23 protein-coding genes and 1 pseudogene are annotated in these 20,468 nt (G+C 41.6%); 16 read left to right on the forward strand and 8 right to left on the reverse strand.

Annotated features, from left to right (window positions below):
• Window positions 1-5 precede the first annotated feature (5 nt).
• Window positions 6-470, reverse strand: a complete 465-nt coding sequence (gene trmL / locus PHAL_RS0111175) for a tRNA (uridine(34)/cytosine(34)/5-carboxymethylaminomethyluridine(34)-2'-O)-methyltransferase TrmL (RefSeq protein WP_016708492.1) — start codon at window positions 468-470, stop codon at window positions 6-8.
• Between the two features lie 109 nt (window positions 471-579).
• Here trmL and PHAL_RS0111180 point away from each other — a divergent pair, with 109 nt between their 5' ends.
• Window positions 580-1,491: a cation diffusion facilitator family transporter gene (locus PHAL_RS0111180; protein ID WP_016708493.1), complete on the forward strand. Its 912-nt coding sequence runs from the start codon at window positions 580-582 to the stop codon at window positions 1,489-1,491.
• Here PHAL_RS0111180 and PHAL_RS0111185 read toward each other — a convergent pair.
• The 3 genes from PHAL_RS0111185 to PHAL_RS0111195 are packed head-to-tail and all read right to left on the reverse strand — an operon-like array spanning window position 1,467 to window position 4,505.
• On the reverse strand, window positions 1,467-2,411 hold the full coding sequence (locus tag PHAL_RS0111185) for an alpha/beta fold hydrolase (RefSeq protein WP_016708494.1): 945 nt from the start codon (window positions 2,409-2,411) through the stop codon (window positions 1,467-1,469). The genes PHAL_RS0111180 and PHAL_RS0111185 overlap by 25 nt on opposite strands.
• Before the next feature lie 11 nt (window positions 2,412-2,422).
• Window positions 2,423-3,838 (reverse strand): ATP-binding protein, encoded by a 1,416-nt coding sequence (locus tag PHAL_RS0111190; protein ID WP_016708495.1) that lies wholly within the window; start codon window positions 3,836-3,838, stop codon window positions 2,423-2,425.
• Entirely contained in the window at window positions 3,816-4,505 is a 690-nt protein-coding gene (locus tag PHAL_RS0111195) for a response regulator (protein WP_016708496.1), read from the reverse strand. The genes PHAL_RS0111190 and PHAL_RS0111195 overlap by 23 nt, the downstream gene beginning before the upstream one ends.
• A 169-nt stretch (window positions 4,506-4,674) precedes the next feature.
• On the opposite strand from PHAL_RS0111195, the gene PHAL_RS0111200 reads away from it, so the two are divergent.
• On the forward strand, window positions 4,675-5,214 hold the full coding sequence (locus tag PHAL_RS0111200; protein WP_016708497.1) for a Spy/CpxP family protein refolding chaperone: 540 nt from the start codon (window positions 4,675-4,677) through the stop codon (window positions 5,212-5,214).
• A 430-nt stretch (window positions 5,215-5,644) separates the two neighbouring features.
• A complete protein-coding gene (locus tag PHAL_RS24025; protein WP_016708498.1) occupies window positions 5,645-5,794 on the forward strand; it encodes a helix-turn-helix domain-containing protein in 150 nt (49 codons plus the stop codon).
• A 66-nt stretch (window positions 5,795-5,860) separates the two neighbouring features.
• Here the strand turns inward: PHAL_RS24025 and PHAL_RS0111210 are convergent, their stop codons facing one another.
• Genes PHAL_RS0111210 through PHAL_RS0111220 form a run of 3 tightly spaced genes read right to left on the reverse strand, consistent with a single transcriptional unit; the run spans window position 5,861 to window position 8,189 of the window.
• Entirely contained in the window at window positions 5,861-7,048 is a 1,188-nt protein-coding gene (locus PHAL_RS0111210; protein ID WP_016708499.1) for a vWA domain-containing protein, read from the reverse strand.
• Window position 7,049: 1 nt separating this feature from the next.
• Window positions 7,050-7,898 (reverse strand): AAA family ATPase, encoded by an 849-nt coding sequence (locus PHAL_RS0111215; protein ID WP_016708500.1) that lies wholly within the window; start codon window positions 7,896-7,898, stop codon window positions 7,050-7,052.
• Window positions 7,899-7,949: 51 nt separating this feature from the next.
• A complete protein-coding gene (locus PHAL_RS0111220; RefSeq protein ID WP_016708501.1) occupies window positions 7,950-8,189 on the reverse strand; it encodes a DUF1653 domain-containing protein in 240 nt (79 codons plus the stop codon).
• Between the two features lie 59 nt (window positions 8,190-8,248).
• Here PHAL_RS0111220 and PHAL_RS0111225 point away from each other — a divergent pair, with 59 nt between their 5' ends.
• From PHAL_RS0111225 to rpoS, 11 genes and pseudogenes are all read left to right on the forward strand, one after another.
• Window positions 8,249-8,731, forward strand: a complete 483-nt coding sequence (locus PHAL_RS0111225; protein ID WP_016708502.1) for a DUF2947 domain-containing protein — start codon at window positions 8,249-8,251, stop codon at window positions 8,729-8,731.
• A 66-nt stretch (window positions 8,732-8,797) separates the two neighbouring features.
• Window positions 8,798-9,427, forward strand: a complete 630-nt coding sequence (locus tag PHAL_RS0111230) for a hypothetical protein (protein WP_016708503.1) — start codon at window positions 8,798-8,800, stop codon at window positions 9,425-9,427.
• 61 nt (window positions 9,428-9,488) lie between these two features.
• Entirely contained in the window at window positions 9,489-9,779 is a 291-nt protein-coding gene (gene ftsB, locus PHAL_RS0111235; protein ID WP_016708504.1) for a cell division protein FtsB, read from the forward strand.
• On the forward strand, window positions 9,769-10,470 hold the full coding sequence (gene ispD / locus PHAL_RS0111240) for a 2-C-methyl-D-erythritol 4-phosphate cytidylyltransferase (protein WP_016708505.1): 702 nt from the start codon (window positions 9,769-9,771) through the stop codon (window positions 10,468-10,470). The genes ftsB and ispD overlap by 11 nt, the downstream gene beginning before the upstream one ends.
• Complete coding sequence (gene ispF / locus PHAL_RS0111245; RefSeq protein WP_016708506.1) at window positions 10,467-10,964, forward strand: 2-C-methyl-D-erythritol 2,4-cyclodiphosphate synthase; 498 nt, start codon at window positions 10,467-10,469, stop codon at window positions 10,962-10,964. The genes ispD and ispF overlap by 4 nt, the downstream gene beginning before the upstream one ends.
• Entirely contained in the window at window positions 10,961-12,010 is a 1,050-nt protein-coding gene (truD, locus tag PHAL_RS0111250) for a tRNA pseudouridine(13) synthase TruD (RefSeq protein ID WP_016708507.1), read from the forward strand. Before ispF ends, truD begins: the two co-directional genes overlap by 4 nt.
• On the forward strand, window positions 11,991-12,755 hold the full coding sequence (surE, locus tag PHAL_RS0111255; RefSeq protein WP_016708508.1) for a 5'/3'-nucleotidase SurE: 765 nt from the start codon (window positions 11,991-11,993) through the stop codon (window positions 12,753-12,755). The genes truD and surE overlap by 20 nt, the downstream gene beginning before the upstream one ends.
• Window positions 12,745-13,383 carry a protein-L-isoaspartate(D-aspartate) O-methyltransferase gene (locus PHAL_RS0111260; protein ID WP_029216121.1) on the forward strand — a complete coding sequence of 213 codons (639 nt, stop codon included), beginning with the start codon at window positions 12,745-12,747 and terminating at the stop codon, window positions 13,381-13,383. The genes surE and PHAL_RS0111260 overlap by 11 nt, the downstream gene beginning before the upstream one ends.
• A gap of 9 nt (window positions 13,384-13,392) precedes the next feature.
• A complete protein-coding gene (locus tag PHAL_RS0111265) occupies window positions 13,393-13,971 on the forward strand; it encodes a YqaA family protein (protein ID WP_016708510.1) in 579 nt (192 codons plus the stop codon).
• 41 nt (window positions 13,972-14,012) lie between these two features.
• Window positions 14,013-14,836 (forward strand): annotated as a pseudogene (locus tag PHAL_RS22990) (peptidoglycan DD-metalloendopeptidase family protein).
• A 56-nt stretch (window positions 14,837-14,892) separates the two neighbouring features.
• Window positions 14,893-15,876, forward strand: coding sequence for an RNA polymerase sigma factor RpoS (gene rpoS, locus PHAL_RS0111275; RefSeq protein WP_016708512.1), 984 nt, complete (start codon window positions 14,893-14,895; stop codon window positions 15,874-15,876).
• A gap of 101 nt (window positions 15,877-15,977) precedes the next feature.
• Here the strand turns inward: rpoS and mutS are convergent, their stop codons facing one another.
• The gene (gene mutS / locus PHAL_RS0111280) at window positions 15,978-18,548 is read right to left on the reverse strand and encodes a DNA mismatch repair protein MutS (RefSeq protein ID WP_016708513.1); all 2,571 of its coding nucleotides are present in this window, start codon (window positions 18,546-18,548) and stop codon (window positions 15,978-15,980) included.
• A gap of 21 nt (window positions 18,549-18,569) precedes the next feature.
• Between mutS and PHAL_RS0111285 the strand changes: the two genes are divergently transcribed.
• A complete protein-coding gene (locus PHAL_RS0111285) occupies window positions 18,570-19,058 on the forward strand; it encodes a CinA family protein (RefSeq protein WP_016708514.1) in 489 nt (162 codons plus the stop codon).
• 68 nt (window positions 19,059-19,126) lie between these two features.
• Window positions 19,127-20,173: a recombinase RecA gene (gene recA / locus PHAL_RS0111290; RefSeq protein ID WP_016708515.1), complete on the forward strand. Its 1,047-nt coding sequence runs from the start codon at window positions 19,127-19,129 to the stop codon at window positions 20,171-20,173.
• The last annotated feature ends 295 nt before the right edge of the window (window positions 20,174-20,468 follow it).

The following is a 20,468-nucleotide window of genomic DNA, read 5'->3' on the forward strand; positions in this document are numbered from 1 at the left end:
AGTGTTTACTGAGCGTTAGGGAAACCTAACTGACGCCATGATTCATAAACAAACACAGCAACCGCATTGGATAAGTTCATGCTTCTGCTATTGGCTTGCATTGGGATCCGCACACGTTGCTCATTTGGTAATGATTGAATTAATTCATCCGGTAAGCCACGTGTTTCTGGGCCAAATACTAAACAGTCACCCGCTTCATAGCTTGCTTGGTGGTGGAATTGACTACCTTTAGTCGTACACGCGTATACTTTCTTTGGTTGGCACTTTGCTAAGTACGCCTCGAACGAAGCATGGCGTTGCACATGGCTAAATTCATGGTAATCAAGGCCCGCTCTTTTGACGCGCTTATCATCCCACTCAAAGCCCAGTGGTTCGATGAGGTGCAAAGCAAAACCTGTATTTGCGCACAAACGAATAATATTCCCTGTGTTAGGGGGAATTTCTGGTTGGTATAAAACGATATCGAGCATAACGAGCCTTATTGGTGATCTACATTTTGACGTTCGAGAGTATACACGAAACAGCGAAAAAAAATGATATACTGATTTTAATCAAACAGTTTAAAACATAGGCAAAAGCGTGCATCAACGTAGTTATGAGTTTTGGGTGAAAACCGCCAGTATTGTTACCATGGTTATGGTGAGCTTGATGATTGCGGCTAAATGTTGGGCATGGCTTGCGTCGGGCTCAGCATCCATGCTTGGCTCACTTACAGACTCTTTGATGGATATTACCGCCTCAGCGATGAGTTTTTTAGTGTTAGGTTATGCACTGCGCCCTGCAGATGACGATCACCGCTTTGGTCACGGTAAAGCTGAAGCATTAGCTGGGTTAGGTCAAGCAGCCTTTATTGCTGGTTCAGGTTGTTTATTAGCGTTTCATGGTATTGAGCGCTTATTTAACCCTGTGGTATTAAACCATTCGATGCTGGGTGTGTGGGTCAGTATTTTTGCCATTGCTTGTACGCTGGTGGTGGTATATGTACAAACCAAAGTGATAAGGCATACCGAATCTATCGCGATCAAAGCGGACTCAGTGCACTACAAAGGTGACTTAATTTTAAATGCCGCGGTATTGATTGCAATATTACTGGCACAAAATGGCATGCTTTACGCCGACCCTATTTTTGCTATTGGCGTTGCTGGCTACCTTCTTTATAACAGCTGGGATATAGCAACACAAAGTGCTGATCACTTGATGGATAAAGAACTTCCAGATGAAGAAAAAGCCAGCATAGTATCAATTGCCAACAGTCATAACGATGTTTTTGGCGTACACGACGTACGTACTCGGCAAGGCGGCAAAGTTAAATTTATTCAAATGCATTTAGAACTTGAAGATCAACTGCCTTTGATCCGTGCACATTACGTTGCTGATGAAGTGGTGGCAATGATCCAACAAGAGTTTAATTGTGAAATGGATATTTTGATCCACCAAGATCCCATGTCGTTGAGTCAGCCAAACTCTCAATTTAGTGAGTCACAAAACTGATAAAAGCGGCTAAGTACGGCTTGGCGAATGGTGTCTTGTTCAAACAGTAGCTCATGTTTTGCACCAGCAAACGTCTGTAAAACCGCATTGTTTTGACGATGCACCAACGCAATTTGAGCTTGGTTATCGACAACCGTATCGTTTTCAGCACTGGCAATAAAAACGGGGAGCGTTAGCTGTTGTTGCTCAAGAGTCGCCATAAAGCCAAACGCAGCATTTAACCAGCCATAAGTGACGCCACCTAATTGCAATATGCTGTCGCTGTGATAGGTTTGTCTAAACAATTGATAGCGGACCTCGCTACTCGTTAGATCATTATTCAGAAAATCGTATGCTAGATAATCAGTTTGACCAAGTGCATAACACTGGTTAAAGCCTAATAAGCACGCTGTACGTGCGGCAAGTTTAGCAAGTGGTTTTGGTGTGCCTTTGGTGTAAATATCAAACATGGGGGCAGACAGGAAAACACCACTGTAGTTATGCTTAAATCGAGTGAGAAAGTCCACTGCAATCGCTCCGCCCATTGAGTGCCCGAGCATGACCTTTTTACCTTGGTAAAGAGTATTCACAATTTGACTGTCAAATAGTGCCAAATCATCTGCATAATCAGTAAATTTATTCACAAAGCCTTTATGCGGGTTTGCAAGCGCCCGATAAGATCGCCCTTGTCCTTGGTGGTCGACAATAAATACAGCGTAATTATTTTTAAATAACTCCCATATCAGCTCTTGGTATTTATCTAACCCTTCTATACGCCCAGAGCTAATGACTATAGCGGCTTTGGGCTGTTCCGGTATCGCATAACCATAATATAAATCACCATTTGTCGTCGTCAGCAGTGCTTTATTCACCTGTTGCGCAAAAAATTGCGATATTTCAGGCTGTCGCGCGAGTAAATCTGACTCTGTACTGTAAAACATAGGGCGCATTCTTATTTTTGTTTATTTAACGGTAAGGCAATGCGCACGCAGAGCCCGTTAGGTTCACTATTATGCAGTGTTAAGCTGCCAGCATGGGCGGCAATAGCGTTTTTAGCGATTGCTAAACCAAGCCCAGTACCACCGCTGGTTCTATCTCGTGCATCTGATTGACGAAAAAACGGCTCACATAGCTTAGTTAAATTTTGTGGCTCAACGCCAGGACCATCATCACTGATCTCAATATAAATCGCATCACTTAAACTCATCGATAAGGTAATTGTATGCACTGCATACTTTATCGCATTACGTAATACATTTTCTAATGCGCTGGCAATTAAGCTCTCATCGCAACGAATATCAACATTCAGCTGGCCTAGAATAAGCAGTTGTTTGTTATTTTGTTTCGCTTCAAACTGAGCATCATTTAACACGTGGTCTATGATCACTTGTAAAGATTGTTCATGTAATGACAGTGCTTGGCTTTTCGCCTCAAGGCGCGATACTTGCAAAACATCGGCAATCATTTTATCAAGTTGATTAGCTTCTTTTTCAATACGTAATAAGTAAGTTTGGTTTTCTTCTGGGGTTTGCATTTGCGCAAGGCCTGTCGCCATTTTTAAACGCGTTAACGGTGAACGTAATTCGTGAGATATATCAGCTAATAAGCGTTTTTGTGCGCTAATGAGTTGCTCTAACTGACTCGCCATACTATTAAAATCACGACCTAACACACCTAACTCATCTTGCCTGTTTGGATCTATGTTAGCGCGGGCGCTTAGATCACCATTGGACAGTTTAATCGCGGCTTGTTTTAAATGATTAATCGGTGCAATTAGGTTACGACTAAATATAAAACTTAATATTAATGAAGCAAGAAGTGCAATAACCACTTTTAACCAAATCGGCATTAGTTTCAAGCGCACAATAAATGGCGTTTGGTGATTTTCGTCGATTTCGTATAAATAAAATGTGCCTTCTGGAAGGTCTATTTTTATTGGCCCAAATGCTTGGTAATACTCAGTAAAAATAACTTGTGGCGGCATACTTTTAGTGAAATTAATTAGACTTAGATCAATCTCATTTGGCGGTGTCCGACTACTCAATGAATGCTCAGGTTGATCTGAATTTAAGTACAATAATTTACGTTTGGCTAAACGTGGGTGCATTAAAATCTCAACAACGGGTTTTTCATGCTTTACTACGGAACGTTCAAGGCTTTTTGCTGTGTATTGCAGGTTTTTTAGCATAGGGCCATGTAAATCTTCATTGCTCACTTGATTGGTTGCAATGTTACTTAAAAATACTAACGCAGTGATCGTGCCGATAACTGTCAGCCAAAACCACACAAAAATTTTAAAAAATAAAAAGTGTTTCGGATGTTTCAGCCAAGCTAAACGGGGGGCGCTATTCTCCTTGGATAAAGACATAGCCGGTTCCTCGCATGGTTTTAATACGTTCAGCACTATTAAATTCGGCAATTTTTTTGCGAATATTACTGACATGCATATCTATAGAGCGGTCAAAAGAAGCCAGACGCCTTCCAAGTACTTCTTCACTTATTTGTTCTTTACTCACCACTTCGCCAGCGTGCTTAACCAATAAAGCAAGTACTTCATATTCAGTGCCAGTTAGACTCAATGGATGATCATCTACCGATGCTTCGCGGGCTGCTAAGTTAATAACGATATTATTGACACTAAGTTTATTTGAGTTGTGATTAGTTAAGCTAGTAATGTGCTCAATACGACGCGTAATTGCTTTAACTCGTGCGAATAACTCACGATGGTTGAATGGTTTAGGAATGTAATCATCGGCGCCAAGTTCAAGGCCAAAGATACGGTCAAAGTCTTCACCTTTGGCGGTTAGCATAATCACAGGTGTTAATTTTTTTTGTCTTAGCTGTTTAAGTACTTCAAAGCCATCCAGTTTAGGTAGCATCACATCAAGTAAAATTAGTGCATACTCATGCTCAAGCGCTTGCTTTAAACCTTGTTCGCCATCGTGTACACATTCAATTTGAAACCCTTGCGCAGTTAAATACTCAGAAAGTAACTCACATAAACCGGTATCATCATCAATCATTAATAATTTCATTTGCTCGCCTTAACCACGCTGGAATAACTTTATTTTACGCCTTAATGTGCTTAAAAGTGAACCTTTACACAACCTTTACATTGCTTTGCGTTGCTTTGCATTGGGGGCGTTATAGTGAACATAACAACTGAATACACAGTAAGTTCGCAACCAACCAAAGGTAATTATTATGACTATTTCAAGTAAAGTTTCTAAATTAGTATTAATTTGTGGATTAGCGACAGCAACCTTAGGCACTGGCGCTGTAATAGCAAAAGAAGGCATGCAGCATAAACAAGGCCACTCTATTGAACATAAACAAGCGCGTTTTTTATTGTCTGAACGTGGCGTTAAAAAGCTTGATTTGACTGAGCAACAACAAACTCAGTTGAAAACAATTTTTGAAGCGCAAAAAGCGCAATTTAAAGCACTTCGTGGTACTGATAAAGAGGCTATGAAGCAAGAACGTGAGGCACATAAAGCCCAAATGAAAGCATTATTAGATATGCCGTCATTTGATGAAGCCGCAGCCAAAGAGTTATTAGCGAAGCGCCAAGCTAAAGGCGAGCAATTTGCTTTAATTAACTTAAAAACGCAACATCAAGTTTGGCAGGTATTAAATGCCGAGCAACGTGAAAAGTATGAAGAAATTAAAAAACACATGCGTAAAAAAGGTCATAAAAAAGGTGACAAAAAACGCAGCCGCGATGAGCAAAAGCAAGATAAGTAATTATCAAAATTACTAAAACGAAATATAAAAACGCGAGAGAGATCTCGCGTTTTTCATTTTTACTAAGCCATGTAGCGACTTTACCTCGTGGCTGGCTTTCGTCACTTAAAGACTTTTTTGCACAAGGAGAAGTGAATGAGCGTAAATGAGAAAAAAATGCCGCGGGCTTCGAGCAACGAACTCCGAATACACCCCAGCACCTAGCCACTACCAAAGCCCTATTTTTACAATTACTTCTCTAAAAGCGCAGCGCCTCATAACCTCTTTGTGAATAAATTTTAATTGCGCGGGGTAAACCCGCGCCTACGAAATATCACCCATCTCGTAGCAGCGATTTTATATCGCGTCATAGTGTTAACTTGATAGGTGCACGTAATTTGCGTACATTTAAGCGCATGCACAAGGCAAGCTAACCTTATTCACTTATGCTATGAATGACGCAAATAACCCCGCCATTTCACCCGATGAAATCATTAATATTCGCGAAACGTTTAATATGTCACGCGGTGTATTTGCAAGCCTGTTACATACCTCAGCAAGAACCCTTGAAAACTGGGAGCAAGGCCGCAGCGCACCCTGAAACATTGAATCATATAGCTGAGTTGTAAGTTGGTATTTTTAGCACCTAGCCCCTATAATCTCGCATTTATGTTAATTCCTTAATTGCATTACTTATGCCATCTAAGCTCAGTGGGTACATACGGTTATCCATCAGCTGCTTTATAAAATCAATTGATTGATAATAGCGCCAGTGTTCAACCGGTTGTGGGTTGAGCCACGCTACTTTGTCAAAGTGATTGGTGATACGAGCAAGCCATGCGCTGCCGGGCTCTTCGTTGTAGTGCTCTACAGAGCCGCCGGGGTAGGCAATTTCATACGGGCCCATGGTGGCATCGCCTACAAAGATGACTTTATAGTCACTGGTGAACTTGTTGATCAGCGTCATAGTGTCGATGATGTTTGAGTGGCGGCGTTGGTTGTCTTGCCAAACGTGTTCGTACAGGCAGTTATGAAAGTAGTAAAACTCTAAGTGTTTAAACTCGCTGTGGGCGGCGCTAAAGAGCTCTTCACAAGTGTGAATGTAATCATCCATTGAGCCGCCAATATCAAACAGCATTAACACTTTTACCGCGTTATGGCGCTCTGGCGCCATTTTTACATCAAGCATGCCGCCTTGTTTGGCGGTCGCGCGAATGGTCTCGTTTAAATCTAGGGTGTCACTTGCGCCAGTACGGGCAAATTTACGCAGTTTTTTAAGCGCAAGTTTTATGGTGCGCGAACCTATTTCACGATCAGAATCGAGGTTTTTATATTCGCGTTTATCCCACACTTTTACAGCGCGGCGGTTACGGTTGCCGTCCTGACCAATCCGTACGCCTTCTGGGTTATAACCATACGCACCAAAGGGCGATGTACCGCCTGTGCCCACCCATTTATTACCGCCTGCGTGGCGCTTTTGTTGTTCTTCTAAGCGCTCTTTTAGGGTTTTCATTAACTCATCAAGGCCGCCCATGGCCTTAAGTTGTGCTTTTTCTTCATCGCTTAAGTGTTTTTCAAACTCTTTGCGCAGCCAATCATGAGGTAAGTCATGTTGCTGTTTTAGGCTCTCTAGTAAGTCGAGATCGGCAATGCCGCTAAAGTAATCAGCAAAGGCTTTGTCAAAGCGGTCAAAGTGGGTTTCGTCTTTTACCATGATAGTGCGGGCCAAATAGTAAAACCCGTCAACATCAGCAAATACCGCACCTTTTTTCAGCGCGTTGATTAAATCAAGTAACTCACGCATGCTTACAGGTAAGCGGTACTCTCGTAATTTGAAGAAAAACGCAATCAACATCTTAACGACGACTCATAAAGGCTAGTTTTTCAATTAAGCTGATATCTTGCTCATTTTTTAGTAGCGCACCAAACATTGGCATTAGGCCACCTTTTTGGCTTTTATCATGTAGGGTTTTTGCGTCGATATCTTCAGCCATTAACAGTTTTAGCCAATCAAGTAACTCGCTGGTGGACGGTTTTTTCTTGATGCCGTTAACGTCACGAAGGTTAAAGAATACTTCCAGCGCTTGGCGCACTAAATCTTGTTTTACATTCGGGTGGTGAACATCAACAATTTGCTGCATCTCGTCGCTCGATGGAAAATCAATATAATGGAAAAAACAGCGGCGTAAAAATGCATCGGGCAATTCTTTTTCATTATTTGAAGTGATGATCACAATAGGGCGCTGCTTAGCTACAATTCTTTCGCCAGTTTCATAAACATGAAACTCCATTTTATCCAGCTCTAGTAGCAAGTCGTTTGGAAATTCGATGTCGGCTTTATCTATTTCATCAATTAATAATACCGGGCGTTTATTGTGCTCTTCGCCGTAGGTAAATGCCTGCCAAAGTTTGCCTTTTACTATGTAGTTACCAATATCATGCACGCGCTCATCACCGAGTTGACTGTCACGCAGGCGTGATACTGCATCGTACTCGTATAAGCCTTGCTGTGCTTTAGTGGTTGATTTTATATGCCACTGGATAAGGCGGGTATCTAAGCTGTTAGCTAACTCTTCGGCTAGCATGGTTTTACCTGTACCGGGTTCGCCTTTTATTAATAGTGGCTTTTCAAGCAAAATAGCCGCATTAACCGCTTGTTTTAACGAATTACTTGCGATGTAGTTATCTGTAGAATTAAATTGCACGTAAATACCTGTCTGGTCTGAGCAGTAATAAATAAGGCTATCATGCCATAGTTACTCGACCTCTCCAAGGTATGCAAAGCGAGGAATAACGTGGCCGTCTTTTTCAACCGTTTCTTTAAACATACTTAATGGGCGTGCCCACATGCCAAACTCACCATACAAGGCCTGATAAATTACCAGCTGTTCGTCGGTTTCGCTGTGGGTGGCAATGTACAAAACTTTGTATTTAGGGCCTTTGTAATGTTGGTATATGCCTGATTTAAGGGAAAGTGGTTTTATTGCTGTAGTCATGTTTTGATCTCTTGTATAATTTGCGCTGCACTTTTAATGCTAACCAATTTGCCAATATTATGAACTATATATCGTTAGATGATTACAAGAAAGCGTGGGTTTTTCGCCATCAAGATGCGCCCGTATCAGAGCAAGATCTTGCTTTAATTAAACCTATGAGCCATGAGCGTGCAGCTGTTCTATGGAGCACTATGGTAAGCCGTGAACATGATCACCCTGATTTTTTTGAAAAAACCGATTGGTGTGGCAATGATGATAATTTCTCGCAAATAGTTCCTTGGGAAGCTGCGTGGGAAGAAGGCGCAGAGCAATTACCTACTGAAATTCTAGCTCACCTTGATTGGCAAGCAAACACCACCATCTATTTTTGTATGGCCCGTGACAATATCATTGAAACCAGTTTTGATGTGTTTAAACGCAATTGGCAGAATTTTATGTTTTTAGCTGATGGCAGTTTATTGCTTGGTAAAAAACGTAATGAAGTAGTGCAGTTTTTAGCAACGGGTGATGCAAAATTAGGTATAAAGGCTAGCGTTAAGTAACAGAGCTTAAAAAGCAGCCAATACTGTGCTATAAAACAAGCAACTAGATGTTTTTGAGTGTAATCGTTGGCTGCAAGCGACCCCTTTCAACAAGTCGATATTTGGCAATCTGATGCGCAGCGTGTGCTATATACACAGCTGTGTAACGCCTTCTATGCGCGAGAAATTGCTTTGTTAGTTGCAGAACCTAATGAGCAACGCTTACGCAAACGATTAAAAAGCCTTCCTTTTTATATCGAGCGTGCCGCAGCTGCTGTAGTTAATGGCCAGGTTCCTTTTCAGTTAGATCCCCATAATGGTAGTTGGCTTGATAAGCAAAAATTGCAGCCACCAAATGAAAAAAGTAATGATGATTTTTACCAGCAACATAAAAAAGTGGGTCTAATTGTGCCGCTGTTACTTAATCGCGCAAATCAAACCCGCGTTGCAATAGACAGCATCGACCAAGTAAGCGACAATAAACTTCATTGTAATGAACATGGTTGGTTTGATGACCAAGGGCAGCCGTTAGAGGGGCAGTCTGTAGTGTTATTAAAACCTACAAAAGCAACAATGGCTGCTGCATGTTGCGGTCATCAGTGGTCTTTTGATAAACGTACAACACCACGAACCTTATCTCTGAGAGAAATGCTGTTAGCAGGTAATATCAATTGGCGTAATTTAAAACGCCCTCATGTTCGAGTTAAAAAAATTTAATACCAGTTGCCTTAAGTGCATTATAAATTTGTACTGGTAGAGTAAAATCAAGGAGTGTTTAATGCGACTGTTTCAACTTGCGCTACTGTGTTTAGCGTTATTTGTACAATACCGGTTATGGTTTGGCCACAATGGGGTACAAGATTATAGTCGTTTAAAAGCGGCGGTTACCTCCCATCAAGATACTAATGCCCAGCTGATAAAACGTAATAAAGTGCTTAAAGCAGATATCGAAGATTTAAAATTAGGTCAAGAAGGGGTGGAGGAGCGCGCTCGCAATGAGTTGGGGATGATCAAACCTGGCGAAACATTTATCCGTGTTTTACCTGGACAGCAACTAAATGAAAACTAATTATACTCTTGCCATTATAGTCCCAGCCGCCGGTGTGGGAAGTCGTATGCAACATTCTGCGCCTAAGCAATATATACGTTTAGCAGGCAAAACTATTCTTGAGCATACACTGGCTAAATTAGCACAATTGAAACAAGCGAGTAGCATTGTCGTAGCGGTGAGTGATGATGATCCGTACTTTGATTCTCTTGGGCTTATTGATCCCCGTATTATACGTGTAAGCGGCGGCAAAGAGCGCGCCGACTCAGTGCTTAACGGTTTATTAGCGTTAGCTGCTAACCCACCTGATTGGGTGTTAGTGCATGATGCGGCAAGACCCTTGGTTATGCTTACTGATATTGAGCGCTTACTAACTGAGTGTATAAATGCCGATGAAGGTGGCATTTTAGCCAGTAAAGTGAAAGACACTATTAAACGTGGTGGCACACACAGTAAGCAAACCGTACCTCGTGATGATTTATGGCAGGCGTTGACTCCGCAATTATTTAAGTATCATGATTTAATGCAGGCCCTACAAAGTGCGCTTGCCCAGCAAGTGACGATCACCGATGAAGCATCCGCAATCGAATGGGCAAATAAGCCTGTAAAGCTCGTTGCGGGACGCAGTGATAATATCAAAATAACTACCCCAGAAGATTTAGATTTAGCCAACTTTTTACTCCAAAAACAACACAGTGAGAATACACCATGATTAGAATTGGCCACGGCTTTGATGTTCATAAATTTGGTGGCGAAGGCCCGTTAACCATTTGTGGTGAAAAAATTGCTTATCCACAAGGTTTTTTAGCCCACTCCGATGGTGATGTGGCTATTCATGCGTTATGTGATGCTATTTTAGGTGCATTGGCAATGGGCGATATTGGCAAACATTTTCCAGATACAGCCAGTGAGTATGAAAATATCGACAGCCGTATTTTATTGCGTCATGTTGTTGATTTAGCCAAACAGCAAGGTTATACGCTGGGCAATGCTGATGTGACGATTGTGGCACAAGCGCCTAAAATGCTGCCACACATTCAAGCGATGCGTGCTAACTTGGCGGCTGATTTGAATGCAGAAATTAGCCAAGTAAACGTAAAAGCCACCACCACTGAAAAACTGGGTTTTGAAGGCCGTAAAGAAGGTATATCAAGTCATGCCGTGGTGATTATGAGTAAAAGTTTACTAAGTAATCAATCACTATGAGTGAGTTAAATTACTTATATGGTGCGCCATTATCTAAGGCCGACTTTAAAACCACAGCGGAAGACTTTATGGTCGATGAAGACTTAGGTATAGAGTTTACTGGTAGTGGGGAACATGTATGTTTACAAGTGGTAAAAAAGGGCGAAAACACCCAGTATGTTGCTAAATTACTTGCCCAAAAAGCCGGGATTTCACCACGAGATGTAAGTTACGCAGGAATGAAAGATCGTCATGGTGTCTGTAGCCAATGGTTTAGTGTGCCAGTGCCGATTAAAAAAGACATTGATTTTACCGAATTAAATAGTGATTCCGTATTTATTATTGCCCAGCAGCGTCATAACCGTAAATTACGTACGGGCTGTCACAAAGGAAATAAATTTACTATTACGCTTAGAAATGTCACACAGCCGTTAGATATCCTTTGTAGAATTAATGCTGTACGTGCAGGTGTACCTAATTACTTTGGTGAGCAACGTTTTGGTCACGATGGTCATAATCTTGAAATGGCCAAGCGAATGTTTGCTGGTGAGCGTATTCGCGATAAAAAGTTACGCGGTTTAATTATCTCTGCGGCACGCTCTTATGTATTTAATCAAATTGTGAATTTGCGCGTTGCTGAGCATGGTTTAGCTAAAACTATGCACCGTGAAGTATTTATGCTCAGTGGTAGTAATGCATTTTTTGAGGATGCAATTAGCGATGAGAATATCGCACGGCTTGCCTCTGGCGATATTATGATGTCTGCACCTTTGGTTGGTAAAAGTGAAAAAGGCCTCACTGAGCAAGAAAAAATATGGTTGGAACCTTATAAACAATGGTGTGAAGGACTTGGTGAGCTAGGGCTTAAAAACGAGCGGAGAATGCTGCGTTTGATACCACAAGATTTAACCGTTACAACGATTGATGACACCACCATTAAATTAAGCTTTGCTTTACCTAAAGGTACTTTTGCCACGGCGCTGTTACGTGAGCTGGTGGATTACACCGATGCAAGTCCCCGTGTTTATAAAGAAAAGGACGCTGAAAATGAAAATATTGTTAAGTAATGATGATGGCGTAAATGCAAAAGGGATTGCGGTGTTATACCAAGCATTAACGCAAATTGCTGATGTTACTTTGGTTGCACCTGACCGCAATTGTAGTGGTGCGAGCAATTCTCTGACGCTTATGAATCCACTGCGAGCAACCACACTTGATAATGGATTTATTTCTGTCAATGGCACGCCAACTGATTGTGTGCATTTAGGAGTGAATGAGTTACTTAATGAAAAGCCTGATTTAGTGGTGGCGGGAATCAATCATGGCGCAAATTTAGGTGACGATACGTTATATTCAGGCACTGTTGCCGCAGCAACAGAAGGTCGTCATTTAGGCCTACCAGCCGTGGCTGTATCGTTATGCTCTAAAGAAGGGGAACACTTTGAAACGGCTGCGGCAGTGACAGTCAGTATTATTAAAGAGCTGACTTCACATCCATTACCGAAAGATCAAATTATTAATATCAATGTACCAGACATTCCGCTAGCAGAGCTTAAAGGCGTGCAAGTTACCCGACTAGGGGCTCGCCACAAAGCCGAAACCATGACAAAACAACAAGATCCTTGGGGGCGTGATATTTATTGGTATGGTGTTTTGGGCGCTGAAAGTGATGCTGGTGAGGGCACTGATTTTTTCGCAATTAATAATGGTTATGCCTCAGTAACCCCATTAAGTGTCGATATGACTGCTAAAGACAGCTTAGCTGCGGTAAGTGATTGGCTGAAAACAATGGAGATCAATGGTGCTGGCTAATTATACTCGCAGTGCGCGCGCGCTGGCCGAATTATTACAGCGTGAAGGAGTTGAAGATAGTGTGGTACTTAGTGCCATTGCTGACATTCCTCGGCATTTGTTTATTGATGATGTGCTTAAACACAAAGCCTACCAAAATACGGCATTACCAATAGGCCAAGGTCAAACAATTTCGCAGCCTTATATCGTTGCGAGGATGACGGAGCTGCTGCGTTTAGCGGGAGTACGTGAAAAAGTACTCGAAATTGGTACTGGTTCTGGTTATCAAACGGCGATACTGGCTAAAACCTTTACAAAAGTATTTTCGGTGGAACGAATTAAAGCGTTACAATGGCAAGCTAAGCGCCGTTTACATAATCTAGATCTTTATAATGTGTCTATGAAGCACGGCGATGGCTGGCAAGGTTGGCAATCGCAAGCCCCATTTGATGGCATTATTGTCACTGCTGCTGCATCGCAGGTACCGCAAGCATTACTTGAGCAACTCAGTGATGGCGGGGTGATGATTGCACCAATAGGAAATGAAGAACAACAACTGGTTATGGTTGTGCGCGAAGGCGAAAAATTTACTCAACATGTTATTGCGCCAGTTAGGTTTGTACCTTTGGTTCCTGGCGATATTGAATAGGAAGTCACTTTGAAATTGTTTACCAAGTTGTATGATATGGCATTAGTGTGGGCGAAACATCGCCACGCAGAGCGTTATTTAGCAGGGATGAGTTTTGCTGAATCAGTTATTTTTCCTATTCCACCGGATGTTATGCTTGCGCCTATGTCGCTTGCACAACCGAGTAAAGCATGGCGTTACGCTACCTTTGCTACGGTTGCGTCAGTACTTGGTGGGGTATTTGGTTATTTATTAGGGTTTTGGTTATTTGAGCCTGTTGTCGAGCCTTTGATTGCGCAAATGGGTTGGCAGGAAAAGTTTAATACTGCCCTAAGTTGGTTTAAAGATTATGGTGTGTGGGTGGTGTTTTTAGCTGGCTTCTCACCAATACCTTATAAGGTATTTACTATTGGTGCGGGGCTTTTACAAATGGCCTTCCTACCTTTTCTATTAGCTTCAGCGGTTGGGCGTGGCGCACGATTCTTTTTAGTCTCAGCACTAATGAAGTGGGGAGGAGTAAAAATGGAGCAAAAATTACGTCAATATGTAGAAGCACTTGGCTGGGGATTAGTGATTTTAGTGGTGGTAGCGTACTTTTTACTACGTTAAGCGTTAAAAACCACAATTATTAATACAAGGAGCAAAACACTATGAATAGCCGGTACATTTTCTATGTTACTTTATTTACAAGTGTTTTGCTCAGTGCTTGCTCTTCTCGTCAAGCGCCAGCTCCAGTAAGTAGTTTAAATACTTCTGTTAAGCCTTATACCAGTAAAGTGAACATCAATGGCGATCGTTATGTTGTAAAAAAGGCGATACACTTTACTCAATCGCTTTCAGCGCCCAACAAGATTTTCGCATGTTGGCAAAAAACAATGATATTCCAGCTCCTTACATGATCCATCCAGGTCAAGTTATTTCGTTTAAAAAACCATCAATAAAAACGAAAAAGCAGAAAAAATATACGAATTCGAGTAAAAAGTCTACAAAAGAAATACAAAAAAATAACAAAAAATTAAAAAAAGAGCTTGATCAGCCAAAACAACGAGAGTATGTTCAAAAACAAGCCAGTAAAAAAGTTAGTAATACCAACAGTTTGGTTTCAGGAAAGGTACATTGGTCTTGGCCTGCTAAAGGGGCTGTAACACAGCGGTTTTCAACTAAAGAAAATGGCTACAAAGGTTTACAGATTACTAATAAAAAAGGTGTGGCTGTGGTTGCTGCCGCACAAGGAACAGTCGTATACGCGGGAAATGCACTTAGAGGGTACGGTAATTTAATCATTTTGAAACATAATGATGATTATCTTAGTGCTTATGCACATAACTCTAAGTTATTAGTGAAAGAAAAACAGGATGTGAAAGCTGGGCAAAAAATCGCAGAGATTGGCAGTTCAGATTCTGACGTGACGGCATTACGTTTTGAGATCCGTTATCGAGGACAGGCTGTTAATCCCGAAAAGTATTTGCCTTAGCTATCGGGTATTGATCATAGTGATATAAGATCACTTATTTGCTTGAGGGTACGCTCATGGGTAACACAGCAAAAATAGAGAAAACGAAAGACGCGGTTGATGATAAATTTGATGATATAGTGGTAGACGATGCTGCTTCTGAATTATTAGATGACGTCGATAAAGATGATGAAATATTTGCTAAAGAGGAAATAACTAAAAATTTAGATGCGACTCAACTCTATTTAGGAGAGATTGGTTTTTCACCATTATTGAGCGCTGAAGAAGAAGTGTTTTTTGCCCGCAAAGCGTTGAAAGGCTGTGAAGCCTCCCGCAAACGCATGATTGAAAGTAACTTACGTTTAGTTGTAAAAATTGCCCGCCGTTATAATAATCGAGGCTTAGCGCTACTGGATTTAATTGAAGAAGGTAACCTAGGCTTAATTCGCGCTGTTGAAAAATTTGACCCTGAGCGTGGTTTTAGATTTTCTACCTATGCTACTTGGTGGATCCGTCAAACCATTGAACGTGCCATCATGAATCAAACTCGCACCATTCGTTTACCAATCCATGTTGTAAAAGAATTGAATGTTTATTTACGTACTGCTCGTGAGTTAACTCAAAAGCTTGATCATGAACCGACTGCCGAAGAAATTGCCGCCTCTTTAGATAAGCCCGTTGAAGACGTAACTAAAATGCTGCGTTTAAATGAGAAAATTACTTCTGTAGATACGCCAATTGGTGGCGAAAATGATAAAGCATTACTTGATATTATTGCCGATGAAAAAGGCTTTGGTCCAGAAGGCGAAGTACAAAACAATGATATTAATAAGCATATTGTTGATTGGTTAGGTGAGTTAAACCCTAAACAACGTGAAGTGCTTGCGCGTCGCTTTGGTTTATTAGGCTATGAGCCGTCAACGCTTGAAGATGTTGGCCGTGAGATTGGTTTAACACGTGAGCGAGTAAGACAAATTCAAGTTGAAGCGCTGCGTCGTTTAAAAGATATTTTACAGCATGAAGGATTAAGTACTGATAGCTTATTTGATCAGTTCTCATAACGACTAGCACAGTAGTAATAGACACAAAACACACACAGAAAATAATTATTAAAAAGCTGAAGAGCAAAACTCTTCAGCTTTTTTTGTGGTTTTTTCTTATCTTAAAGTAAGGCTTTTAATTTATAAAGTAGCGCGTGAGCTTGGCGCGGGCTTAAGTCATCAATATCAATTTCAGCAAGCTGGGTTTCTACTTGCGACGGCTCAGCTTCGAATAATGAAGGTTGCACGGCATTGATGTCTGCGGTGACTGGCTGATGATTCTCGAGCATTTTAAGCTTTTGTTTTGCTTGTTTTATAACTGCTTTTGGCACGCCAGCCAGAGCCGCTACTTGTAGGCCAAAACTTTTACTTGCAGCGCCATCAAGCACGGTATGCATAAAAGCAATGGTGTCGTTATGCTCTATGGCATCTAGATGAACATTGACCAGTCCAGCTTGTTGCTCGGCAAGTTCTGTCAGTTCAAAATAGTGCGTTGCAAACAATGTTTTAGCTGATATTTTTGACGCTAAATGATCAGCTGTCGCATAGGCGAGAGACAGACCATCGTAAGTACTGGTGCCACGGCCTATTTCATCCATTAATACCAGCGATTGCGCCGTGGCATTATTTAAAATGGTGGCTGTTTCTGTCATTTCGACCATAAAGGTTGAGCGCCCTGATGCTAAATCATCACTGGCACCAATACGTGTAAATATGCGGTCAATATTACCTATTTTAGCGCTGTCTGCGCTCACGTAACTACCAATGTGAGCCATGAGCACAATGAGAGCCGTTTGACGCATATAAGTTGATTTACCGCCCATATTTGGCCCTGTGATAATCAACATTTTGCGTTGTGCATTAAGTTCTACAGGGTTGGCTATAAATGGGTCTTTCATGACTTGCTCAACAACTGGGTGGCGCCCCTGTTTGATGCTGATATCGTCACTATCACAAAGTTCTGGTTTGGCGTAATTAAGTGCAATAGCGCGCTCAGCTAAGTTATTCAGCACATCTAAATCAGCCAGTGCGGCAGCCATAATTTGTAGCTGCTCAATGTGCGGCGCTATAAACTCAAACAATTGTTCGTACAGCTGCTTTTCAAGTGCGAGTGCTTTTGATTGGCTGCCTAATACTTTGTCTTCATGTTCTTTAAGCTCTGGAATTATATAGCGTTCATTATTTTTAAGTGTTTGCCTGCGAATATAATCTGCCGGTACTAAGTGTGCATTGGCACGGCTAACTTCAATAAAGAAGCCATGTACACGGTTATAGCCAATTTTGAGCGTGCTGATACCAGTACGTTCGCGTTCACGCTGTTCAAGCTGCTCGAGTATATCAGTTGCACCTTGGCTTAATGATCGCCACTCATCGAGTTCATTATTGTATCCAGGGGCGATTACGCCGCCATCACGAATTAATACCGGTGGGTTTTCAATGACGGCTTGTTCGAGTAATTGTTGTAACTCAGGTAATTCTGGTGATTGCGCGATAATTTGGCTAATACGTGGATCGCTAGCATCGGCTAATAATTGGTGTAATGGTGCAAGGGCTTGTAGTGCACTGCGCAGGCGGGTTAAGTCACGCGGGCGGGCGGTCCACAAGGCTAAGCGAGCAATAACGCGCTCGATATCGCCTATTTGTTTGAGCGACTCATGTAGCTCGCCACACAGTTGTACATCAATAATGGCACTAATGGCATTAAGGCGCGCATTTAGCTCAGGCTTGGATCGTATTGGAGTATGAATACGGCGCTTTAATAGCCGCGATCCCATTGCCGTTGCTGTTTTATCAAGTATTTGTGCTAGGGTGTTTTCAAATCCGCCGGATAGATTGACGGTCAGCTCTAAGTTTTTACGTGTGGCGGCATCTAAAATAACCGCATGTTCATTATGCTCTAAAGTGATGGCACGAATATGTGGTAAAGCAATGCGTTGGGTATCTTTGACATATTGCATTAAGCAACCAGCTGCAACCAATGCGGTTTTTGCTTTATCAACGCCAAAACCGATTAAATCTTTAGTGCCAAATTGCTCACATAACAAATGCTGGGCTGTGTCTAAATCAAACTCCCACTCAGGGCGTCGACGAATACCTTTAATATGTTCAATTAAATGAAAGTTAGTAAAGTCTTCACTATAAAGTAGTTCGGCTGGTGCTAAGCGTTGTAAAGTAGAACTAAACGCTTCCTCAGTATGTACTTCAACAATATTAAAACGACCTGAGTTAATGTCTAAGTAAGCGATGCCATACACGCCTTTTTTACTTTGCCAAACACTGGTTAGTAAATTGTCTTGGCGTTCTTGTAATAATGCTTCATCAGAAATTGTGCCTGGGGTGACAATGCGTACCACCTTACGCTCAACGGGGCCTTTGCTCGTTGCAGGGTCGCCTATTTGCTCACATATTGCGACTGATTCACCCATTTGTACCAAGCGGGCTAAATAGTTTTCTACGGCGTGATAGGGTACGCCGGCCATTGGAATAGGATCTCCGCCAGCTTTACCGCGGTGCGTTTGCGAAATATCGAGCAGTTGCGCTGCGCGCTTAGCATCATCAAAAAATAGCTCATAAAAGTCGCCCATGCGATAAAACAGTAGAATATCACGATGCTCCGATTTTATTTTTAGATACTGCTGCATCATTGGCGTTTGTTGATTTATAGTGTGTGGTGCATAAAGATCGAACGACATGTATTTACCCAAAGGCTGAATATGGAATTACATCAAGAGATTAAAACACTTGCTGCGCAATTAGGCGCTATTTTAACGGATAAACGCTTGTGGATCACTAGTGCTGAATCATGTACTGGTGGAGGAGTAAGTTATGCATTAACAGATACCCCAGGCAGCTCAACTTATATAGATCGCGCATTTGTCACTTATAGTAATCAAGCCAAGCAAGATTTACTAGGTGTCGATGAGCAAACCTTAGCTTTATATGGGGCTGTGAGCGAGCAAACAGTTTTGCAAATGGCAGCGGGTGCCTGTAAAGCGGCTGGAGCTGATATTTCCGTTGCAGTATCGGGGGTGGCAGGTCCAGGCGGCGGCAGTAAAGAAAAACCCGTCGGGTTAGTGTGGTTTTGTATTCAGATTGGCGATAAACAGTATCCGAGCCAACAGATATTTGCAGGTGATAGAGCGCAGGTTAGATTGCAAGCTATTGTTTATTCTTTAAAAACTGTTATTGAAAAGATAAATTGATAAAATTAACTTGATACTGTGATTTCATACAGTATACTTGTCTGCATTAGCCGGATTTGGAGAGTAAAATGAACGATAACAAACAAAAAGCGTTGGACGCTGCTTTATCTCAAATTGAACGTCAATTTGGTAAAGGCTCAATTATGAAATTGGGTGACAACAAAGCATTAGATATTGATGCTATATCAACAGGCTCTCTGGGCATTGATATCGCATTAGGCATAGGTGGTTTACCTATGGGTCGTATTGTTGAGGTATATGGTCCTGAATCATCAGGTAAAACTACGCTAACACTACAAGTTATCGCAGAAGCACAAAAAGAAGGCAAAACCTGTGCATTCGTAGATGCTGAGCACGCACTTGATCCAATTTACGCACAAAAATTAGGTGTAAATATTGATGATCTACTAGTTTCGCAACCAGATACCGGTGAGCAAGCACTTGAAATTTGTGACATGTTAGTACGTTCAAGCGCTGTTGATGTGGTTATTGTCGACTCTGTTGCAGCACTTACACCAAAAGCAGAAATTGAAGGCGACATGGGTGATTCACACATGGGCTTACAAGCACGCTTAATGTCGCAAGCATTGCGTAAGCTAACCGGTAACATCAAACGCTCTAACACTTTATGTATTTTCATTAACCAAATCCGTATGAAAATTGGTGTTATGTTTGGTAACCCAGAAACCACAACGGGTGGTAATGCTCTTAAATTCTACGCCTCAGTACGTTTAGATATTCGCCGTATTGGTTCTGTGAAAGAGGGCGATGAAGTCGTGGGTAATGAGACCCGCGTTAAAGTGGTAAAAAATAAAGTTGCACCACCGTTTAAACAAGCTGAATTTATCATTATGTACGGCGAAGGTATCTCTAAACATGGTGAACTAATTGATTTAGGTGTTAAGCATAAGCTAGTTGAAAAAGCCGGTGCTTGGTACAGCTATAATGGTAGTAAAGTTGGTCAAGGTAAATCAAATTCAATTAAGTTTTTGAAAGAAAACCCTGAGATCTCTGATGAAATTGAAGGCAAGTTACGTGACATGCTGTTACTAAAAGCGACCATTAAGCCAGATGATAATGAAGATGTTTTATTAGCGGATGGTGCTGAGCTTTAACTACATGAAATAAGCCCGCTTTGACCCGAGCTTAATTGTCAAAAAGCCACTAAATGTATGTTTAGTGGCTTTTTTGTGTATTTTTGTTACCAATAGCCAATCTACAGAGGCCGCTAATACCAATCGTGTTAAGTTACTGATCATTTATAGCGACAGATAAATGGAGTGATAACAAGGCATAAATTTTGATATGTAGTTGTTCTACATGAAAAATTTATAACGCAGTTAGCGCTTTATTTAGCCCGCTAGAATGGTTAAATATTTAAGTCGATTGGTATAAGTTGCTCAGTGAGTC

This window comes from Pseudoalteromonas haloplanktis ATCC 14393 (assembly GCF_000238355.1).
GTDB lineage: Bacteria > Pseudomonadota > Gammaproteobacteria > Enterobacterales > Alteromonadaceae > Pseudoalteromonas > Pseudoalteromonas haloplanktis.